The sequence below is a fragment of the Acidithiobacillus sp. TH-A35 genome (assembly GCF_057473505.1).
Genome location: NZ_JBYCKR010000043.1, coordinates 1 through 7,021 on the forward strand (window position 1 = coordinate 1; position 7,021 = coordinate 7,021).

Consider the following 7,021-nt stretch of genomic DNA (forward strand, 5'->3'; position numbering starts at 1 on the left):
ACCCGCTGATGGTGTCCGCAGTGGGGGCAGACGAAAAGGTTCTCCTCCAACTCCGTGCGGTAGAGCACCACCTGACAGGTGGGGCACTTGGACCACAGGCCCTCGGGTACGGTACGCTTATTTTCGGTTGCGCTGGGGGCCTCTATGGGCGCCTTTTTTATTTTGGGCGGCAGCACCCGATCGAACCAACTCATACGCCCCTCCTTTCCGTTGTTCGCACGGCCTGGGCCAGCGGCTCGATAAAGCGGGTGGCCGCCGCAATAGCCTCCTGATCCGTCGTGCACTCCGCCAGTTGATCGACCAGTGCGCTGCCTACGACCACTGCGTCGGCGCCAGCCGCCACCTGCGCCACCGTCGCCGCATCACGAATGCCAAAGCCGATGGCCACGGGCAGGCCTAGTTGCTGACGCAGGTCCTGTACCCGTTGCAAGACTTCCGCCCAGTCCGCCTGGGTTGCGCCGGTAATACCGCGCAGAGAAACATAGTACACAAAACCGCTGCCCATACTGCGGACGGTCGCCGCCCGTTCCGGGCCGCTGGTCGGCGCCAGCAGGAAAATGGGATCAATACCGTGCTGCTGGAGAACGCCGGCTTCGCCGCGCCCCTCCTCCGGGGTCAGATCCACCAGAATGACCCCGTCCACCCCCGCCGTCGCAGCAGCCTCAGCGAACGGGGTTATGCCCATGGCTTCTACCGGATTCAAATACCCCATAAGGATGATGGGCGTGTGGCTGTTGGTCATGCGAAATTCGCGCACCCACTCCAGGACCATGCGCAGCTTCACCCCCCGCGCCAGCGCCCGCTCACTGGCGCGCTGGATGCTGGGACCATCGGCCATGGGGTCGGAAAAGGGCATCCCCAGTTCGATGGCATCGGCCCCAGCAACGACTAGCGCGTGCATCAGGGGCACAGTCACGGTCAGCGAGGGGTCACCCGCCGTCATAAAAGGAATGAGGGCGGCACGACCCGCATCCTGAAGTTGGGCAAACAGTCCGGCCAGACGACTCATAAATGAATACCCTCGAGAGCGGCGACGGTATGAATATCCTTATCGCCTCGCCCGGACAGACTAACGATAATGGTTTGATCAGAGCGCATGGTCGGCGCCAGACGGAAGGCATGGGCCAGTGCATGGGCGGTTTCCAGCGCCGGAATGATGCCTTCGGTGCGGCACAGGCGATGGAAGGCGGCCAGCGCTTCTTCATCGGTAGCAGCCACATATTCTGCCCGCCCGGCATCCTTCAGATAGGCATGCTCAGGCCCCACCCCCGGATAATCCAGCCCCGCCGAGATGGAGTGGGTCGGCAGGATCTGGCCGTCTTCATCTTCCATCAGGTAAGTCCGGTTACCATGCAGTACCCCTGGGCGCCCCGTCGTCAGGGGGGCGGCGTGTTGTCCGGTGCTGAGACCCAGACCACCCGCTTCGACACCGATCATCCGCACCGCCTTATCTTCGATAAAAGGATAAAAAAGACCGATTGCATTGCTGCCCCCGCCCACGCAGGCGATCAGGCAGTCGGGGAGCCGTCCCGTCAGTTCGAGGCACTGCGCCCGCGCTTCGTCGCCAATGACCCGGTGAAAATCCCGTACCATAGCCGGATAAGGATGTGGTCCCGCTACCGTCCCGATCACGTAAAAAGTGTTCTCGACATTGGTCACCCAGTCACGCAACGCTTCGTTGAGCGCATCTTTGAGGGTGCGGGTCCCGCTACGCACCGCCGCCACCTGCGCACCCAATAAACGCATGCGAAACACATTGCTGGACTGGCGCCGGATATCCTCCTCGCCCATATACACCAGACATTCCATGCCATAGCGGGTCGCGACCGTCGCCGTGGCGACGCCATGCTGCCCTGCACCCGTCTCGGCGATTACCCGTTTTTTGCCCATACGCCGGGCGAGCAAGGCCTGACCGACGGCATTATTGATTTTGTGCGCGCCGGTGTGGTTGAGGTCCTCCCGCTTGAGGTAAATTTGCGCTCCACCCAGTTCTTTGGAGACGCGCCCAGCGTGATAGAGCGGATTGGGACGACCGACGAACTGGCGCAACTCACTGTGCAGCTCAGCGCGAAACTCCGGATCCCGCTGCGCCTCCTGGTACGCATGCTCCAGTTCCTCCAACGCCGGAACCAGGGTTTCTGCAACGAAACGCCCGCCGTAAGGACCGTAGTGTCCGGATGCATCCGGCAAAGCATAAGCTCCCATTCTCTCTCCCTCAGGTACCGCGCACCCGCGCAACAAACTGCGCCATTTTGTCATGATCTTTGCGTCCGGGCGATATTTCCACCCCGCTGCTCACATCTACCGCATAAGGCCGGGCGATGGCGATAGCTTCGGCGACATTCCCGGCATTCAGCCCACCGGCCAAAATCCAGGGCTTACCCAGATCCGGCAGTCGCCACCAGTCGAAACTCTGGCCCGACCCCCCCCAGACTCCCGGCGCTGCACAGTCCAGCAGCAGTCCCTGCGCGTCATGATAAGCGTCCACCACCGGCCGCAGATCTTGCGCTGCAGTCACCCGCAACACCTTGATGTAGGGGCGGTCGAATTTGCGGCAGAAGGATGGCGACTCATCGCCATGAAATTGCAGGACATCCAAAGGGCATTGCTGCAGAGTTGCGGTCACTTCAGCAGCATCTGCGTTGACAAAAAGGCCAACGCGCGTGATAAAGGGCGGCAATGCCGTGAGCACCTCCTGGGTGCGCACGGCATCCAAGGCCCGCGGACTTTTATGGTAGAACACCATTCCAATGGCATCCGCGCCGACGGCCGCCGCCGCGCGCGCGTCCTCCGCATTCGTGATTCCGCATATCTTGATTCGCACCATCAGCGCATTCTAACACCGCGGCTGGCAGAAAGCATGAGCACAGCCATCCGGTCGCGCCCAGTTACACCCCCATCAAGAAACCGGAATCCGCCGCATCCACTGGCAGCCCGAACTCCGCAGGATAACGCGGCGCCACAAAATAGAGGCCGCCTGGCGGGGCCGTAACACCAGCCTGACAGCGATTGCGACTGGCCAGCACCTCGGCTGCCCAGCTCACGGGTCGGTCGCCGCTGCCGATGGCAATCAGCACACCCGCAAGATTACGCACCATGTGATGCAGAAAACCATTAGCCTCGGCATCAATGGCCATCAGATCGCCCCGGCGAGTGACCTGAAGTTGGCACAAATTCCGTATGGGACTTTTAGCCTGACAGGCAGAGGCGCGAAAGGCGGAAAAGTCATGGGTACCCAGCAGGGTTTGCGCTGCTGCCTGCATGACCTCCACATCCAGGGGGCTGTATATCCAGGCGGTGTGATTTCGCCATAGTGCGGATTTTTCATGACGATTGAGAATCACATAACGATAACGCCGCGCCGTGGCGGAAAAACGGGCGTGGAAATGGTCCGGGACGATCCGGGCCCAACGTAGCGCCACCCCTTTGGGCAGGAAGGTATTGGCGCCACGTATCCAGGCCTCGGGGCGACGCACGACCGGGCTGTCAAAATGCACCACCTGACACAGGGCATGCACCCCTGTATCGGTACGCCCGGCAACGATCACAGTGACCGGACACTGGGCCACACGACTCAGCGCTGTTTCCAGCACACCTTGTACGCTTTCCTGATCCAACTGGCGTTGCCAGCCACAGAATCCATTGCCATCGTATTCAATTCCCAAGGCCCAGCGGGTGCCAGACCTTGGCACGACTAATTCCATTTCCAAGCCCGGTTAACCGCTTTTCAGCAACTGCCTGGCTTCTTCCTGCTGGGCGCCGCTGCCTTCCCGGCTCACTTCTTCGAGCAGATCGCGCGCCGATTCGCTATCACCCATTTCCACATAGGCCTTGGCCAGGTCGAGCTTGGTACCAACCGCATCCCAATCCGCAACGTCCATGCTGGCAGATGATTCCGCGGTAGCAGGAGATTCCACGGCTGCGAAGGGAGAAGCAGGCAGGGCAGGCGTGGATGGCTCATCATGCCGGGTCAAGCCGATCAGGGGCGCTGCAACTGGAGCTTCCAGCGTTGCGGGAGGTTCTTCACGCGTCTCTTCCATCAACCGGAACTGCTCATCAATATCTTGCAGAAGCCGTGCCTTTTCCTCCGGCGGGAAAACGCTCTCTTCTTCCACCGCAGCTGGCTTCGCAGGAGCATGGTCAAAGTGGAAATCCAGCATATCCAAGGGGGCATGTACCGCAGACTCTTCCGCGGGCTCAGGCAACGATACCTCAGTAACAGGCTTGGGAGCTGTCGTCGTCACCTCCTCGGAGATAACAAAGAGCGCATTGCCGGGAAAGAGCCGTGCCCCTTGTGCGGCCACTTCCTGCCACGCAGCATTATGCGGCCCGAAACGCCCCCGCATACGCTCAGCGAGATCCAGATACTCCTCATGGCGATCCAGACTGGCATATATATCGAGCAGTTTGACGTACAGTTCCTTACGCCGCGGATTCTCTTTGAGAGACTCATTGAGCACGGCGACCGCCTGTTCTGCCTTACCGTAGGTCAAGTAGAGATCGGCTTGTTCAAGCGGATCGACTTCACTACCCGTGTACGCATCTTCAGCACTTACAGATGGGGCAAGACCAGGTAGAGCATCCAATACGGGTGCGGCGACCGAGACGGGTGAAATGCCAGCCGAGGGAACCGACTCCACGGGAGGAGGCGCTGCGCTAAGCACCGCTGCGGGAGACTGGGATTGAGGACTCGCCCCTTTAGGTGCCGCAGTCAAAGTAGAAACCCGCTGCGAAATCTCGCGCTGGCGCTGCTCCGCCTCTTTTTGACGACGCAGCATCCAGAGAAACAAAATCAGCAGAAGAATATTACCGCCCAGCGATAGGAGCAACGGAACATTATTGAAAAGGCTGCTGTTACCTGCCGTCCGGGAAAGGGTCGCGAGTTGCACGCCCTGACTGGCCAGCAGACGCTCCTCTGCGCTCAGACGCTGCCCCAGACTGGCCACTTCGGCCATCAATTTTTGATTATCATCGCGAAGTACAGCATCCGGCACCTGCAACTGACCGCTTGTGGCAGCGGATGCGGCGCTGGCTACGACAGCAGTAGCCGCTGCCGCAGGCGCACTGGAAAGCACCAGACGCGTCGCGTTACCGGCTGATTTCGCCGCTGCCGCCACAGAAGCGGCCTGTGCAGTAACAGCAGCAGGGGGTGTTGCTGCAGGCGCAGTAGCAACAGACACACTGTTCCCTGCACGCTGGGCAGACAACCAAGTGCCGGCCTGTGCGGGTGAAACGGACTGCACCTGCGCCAGACTGGGCACCGTCAGCATGCTTCCGGCATAGAGGTAGGTAGGATTACCACCCTTAAAAGCCTGCGGGTTGGCCTTCACCAGAGCGGCCATGACCTGGTCGAGGGTGACCGCGTTACTGCGTGTAATATATTGAGCCACCTGGAACAGAGATCCGTTGACAGGCACCGGACCATAACGGCTCACCCTGGACCAGCCATGATAGATGATTGCAGGTGCGGCGTGACGGACGGGTTGCGGCATTGTCGGCGAGGTGCTGGACTGCGGAACAGGCGTCATGGTCCGGGAAGTGGATACAACGTTATCCCCGGCGCTGGATGCCGAATATTCCCGTACCAACTGTCCTCCGGACCAATTGAGCTGCACCAGGAAATGCAACGCAGGCTGAGGCAGCGGCAGCGGACTAGTGATCAATATGGCCGGTCTGTCACCACTGCGTACCGTAAAATGCCAGTGATCCAGTGCGTCTGCCTTGGGAAGATTGATCATCGCGAAGGCGCTGGCGGGCGCCAGCCCGGCCCTGAGACTCGCTTCACTTTGCGGACTCAACGACTGTATGGATATTTCGGCACGAAAGGGCTCACCCTGCGCGGAAAGCACCCGCAAATCACCAAGCCCCAGGGCCTGCGCCATACCTGGCAAGAGGAGACCCATACCGGCCAAGGCCCACAACCAGTTCTTCTTATCCATCATTATCTTCCTCACTTTGGTAATACCAGCGCAGCCCGGCAAACATTGTCGCCAACGAGGACTATAAATAGTCGCGAATCAGCAACTCTGCAATCTGTACGCTGTTCAGTGCGGCACCTTTACGGATGTTGTCTGCCACCACCCAGAAATTGATTCCACGTTCATGGGAGCAGTCACCGCGAATGCGGCCTACATAGGTGGCGTCCTGGCCAGCCACATCCAGTGCTGAGGGCCATGCACCCGTGCCACGATCATCCACGACGATGACGCCCGGGGCCTTTTCCAGCAGCGCGCGGACGGCTTCTGGCGTGATTGGCTCGCGGGTTACCACGTTGACTGCTTCAGAATGGCCGTAAAACACCGGCACCCGTACACAGGTAGCGGTCAGAGCGATATCCGGAATCTCCAGGATTTTGCGGGTCTCCCAGAGCATCTTCATCTCTTCCTTGGTGTAGCCGTTATCCTGGAAGACATCAATCTGGGGCAGGCAGTTAAAGGCAATCCGCTTAGGGAACACCTCGGCAACACCTTCTTCATGACGGAAAAGCGCCAGGGTTTGCTGCCCCAGTTCTTCAATAGCCCGCCTGCCCGCACCGCTGACCGCCTGATAAGTCGCGACCACCACCCGCTCGATGCCCGCCGCATCGGCAATGGGTTTTAGCGCCAGCAGCATCTGGATAGTCGAGCAATTGGGGTTGGCGATAATACCGTGGCGCCGGTAATCGGCAATCCGCTGCGGATTGACTTCGGGCACTACCAGAGGAATTTCGTCGTCGTAGCGGAACTGAGAGGTATTGTCGATGACCACACACCCGACAGCCACCGCCTTCGGCGCATACTCCGCGCTGACCTTGGCACCGGCAGAAAACAGACCGATATCGACCTGCGACCAGTCGAAAGTCGCCGCATCCTGCACCAGAACCTGCTGGCCGTTGAAGGGCAGACGTCCGCCCGCCGAATGGCTGATGGCCAGCAGGTAGAGATTATACACCGGAAACTTGCGCTGCTCGAGAATCTGCACCATGACCTCACCAACTGCACCTGTTGCCCCTAAAAAAGCGACATGATAATGTTATTTTTGC

Annotated in this window: 5 protein-coding genes and 2 pseudogenes; all 7 read right to left on the bottom strand. The window is 59.9% G+C overall.

Translation table 11 applies throughout. The features are described from left to right. A pseudogene (locus AC2VNK_RS01790) lies at window positions 1-194 on the bottom strand (acetyl-CoA carboxylase, carboxyltransferase subunit beta); the annotation flags it as partial. Next, window positions 191-1,009, bottom strand: a complete 819-nt coding sequence (gene trpA, locus AC2VNK_RS01795) for a tryptophan synthase subunit alpha (protein ID WP_486882590.1) — start codon at window positions 1,007-1,009, stop codon at window positions 191-193. The gene trpA and the pseudogene AC2VNK_RS01790, both read right to left, overlap by 4 nt. Then, a complete protein-coding gene (gene trpB, locus AC2VNK_RS01800; RefSeq protein WP_486882591.1) occupies window positions 1,006-2,205 on the bottom strand; it encodes a tryptophan synthase subunit beta in 1,200 nt (399 codons plus the stop codon). Before trpB ends, trpA begins: the two co-directional genes overlap by 4 nt. 10 nt (window positions 2,206-2,215) lie before the next feature. Then, window positions 2,216-2,827 carry a phosphoribosylanthranilate isomerase gene (locus AC2VNK_RS01805; protein WP_486882592.1) on the bottom strand — a complete coding sequence of 204 codons (612 nt, stop codon included), beginning with the start codon at window positions 2,825-2,827 and terminating at the stop codon, window positions 2,216-2,218. 61 nt (window positions 2,828-2,888) lie between these two features. Further along, window positions 2,889-3,704, bottom strand: a complete 816-nt coding sequence (truA, locus tag AC2VNK_RS01810) for a tRNA pseudouridine(38-40) synthase TruA (protein WP_486882593.1) — start codon at window positions 3,702-3,704, stop codon at window positions 2,889-2,891. A gap of 12 nt (window positions 3,705-3,716) precedes the next feature. After that, window positions 3,717-5,942, bottom strand: a complete 2,226-nt coding sequence (locus AC2VNK_RS01815; protein WP_486882594.1) for a motility hub landmark protein FimV — start codon at window positions 5,940-5,942, stop codon at window positions 3,717-3,719. A 58-nt stretch (window positions 5,943-6,000) separates the two neighbouring features. Then, window positions 6,001-6,996, bottom strand: a pseudogene (locus tag AC2VNK_RS01820) (aspartate-semialdehyde dehydrogenase); the annotation flags it as partial. Window positions 6,997-7,021: the final 25 nt, after the last annotated feature.

Excerpts from the sequence above, each read along its gene's own strand:
- AC2VNK_RS01815 (WP_486882594.1), bottom strand. The coding sequence starts at position 5,942 with ATGATGGATAAGAAGAACTGGTTGTGGGCCTTGGCCGGTATGGGTCTC.
- truA (WP_486882593.1), bottom strand. The coding sequence starts at position 3,704 with ATGGAATTAGTCGTGCCAAGGTCTGGCACCCGCTGGGCCTTGGGAATT.
- trpB (WP_486882591.1), bottom strand. The coding sequence starts at position 2,205 with ATGGGAGCTTATGCTTTGCCGGATGCATCCGGACACTACGGTCCTTAC.
- trpA (WP_486882590.1), bottom strand. The coding sequence starts at position 1,009 with ATGAGTCGTCTGGCCGGACTGTTTGCCCAACTTCAGGATGCGGGTCGT.
- AC2VNK_RS01805 (WP_486882592.1), bottom strand. The coding sequence starts at position 2,827 with ATGGTGCGAATCAAGATATGCGGAATCACGAATGCGGAGGACGCGCGC.